The sequence below is a fragment of the Candidatus Hydrogenedentota bacterium genome, assembly GCA_016791475.1.
In the GTDB taxonomy this organism is placed as follows: domain Bacteria; phylum Hydrogenedentota; class Hydrogenedentia; order Hydrogenedentales; family JAEUWI01; genus JAEUWI01.
Genome location: JAEUWI010000126.1, coordinates 1 through 907, shown reverse-complemented (window position 1 = coordinate 907; position 907 = coordinate 1). Strand labels below are relative to the sequence as shown.

The window sequence follows — 907 nt, the reverse complement described above, 5'->3', positions numbered from 1 at the left end:
TTGCCGGCCTGGTTGCCGAACAGGCGATAACGCGCGGTCGTGAGCGGCACGAAGATCGCGTCGTCCTGATCAGCTCCGAGCATGCTCTGGCCCTTCTTGGACAGTACGCCGACGACCGTGAACGGCACCTGGCGTACGCGCACGGTCTGGCCGAGCGCCTCTTCGGGCTGGGCGTTGTCGCCGAAGAGTTTGGCCAGCACGGTCTGGCCGATGATGGCCACCTTGCCGGCGCCGCTCATCTCCGGACCTTCGAAGTCGCGCCCGACGGCCAGCGGCCAGTCGCGCGCCTCGAAGAAGTCGTTGTTGATCCCGTGGAAAGTGGTGAACCAGTTGCTGTTGCCGAAGATGGCCTGACCGGAGCCGCGCATGGTCGCCGCGGCGACCTGCACTTCCGGTACTTCGCGCACGATCGCCTGCGCGTCGTCCTCGGTCAGGGACTGCACGCTGCCGGCACCGCCGCGCGCGCCCGAGGCCAAGGTGGAGCCCGGGAACATGATCATGACGTTGCTGCCCAAAAGCTTGATCTGCTCCTCCACCCGCGCTTGCGCGCCGTTGCCCACCGCCAGCATGGTGATGACCGCGCCCACGCCGATGATGATGCCCAGCATGGTGAGGGTCGAGCGCAGCTTGTTGACTTTCAGCGCATTGAGCGCGATCAACAGCGTGGACCAGAGATTCATGCCGCCTCCGGCGCGGCCGGCGCCGCGTCGCTCCCAACCGCGCGTGCCGCGTTGACGTGATCTTCGACGACCCGGCCGTCGCGAAAGTGGATGATGCGGCGCGCGTAAGCCGCGACATCGGCCTCGTGGGTCACCAGCACCACCGTGATGCCTTCGCGGTTGAGGCTCTGCAACAGGCCCATCACCTCGACGCTGGTCTTGGAGTCGAGCGCGCCGGTCGGTTCGTC

General features: G+C 66.9%; 1 protein-coding gene and 1 pseudogene. Both read right to left on the bottom strand.

Annotated elements, in window-relative coordinates; genetic code table 11:
• Positions 1–680 (bottom strand): ABC transporter permease (locus JNK74_28215; protein MBL7650073.1); only part of this gene is annotated, 680 nt, incomplete at its 3' end.
• A 59-nt stretch (positions 681–739) separates the two neighbouring features.
• Positions 740–907, bottom strand: a pseudogene (locus JNK74_28210) (macrolide ABC transporter ATP-binding protein).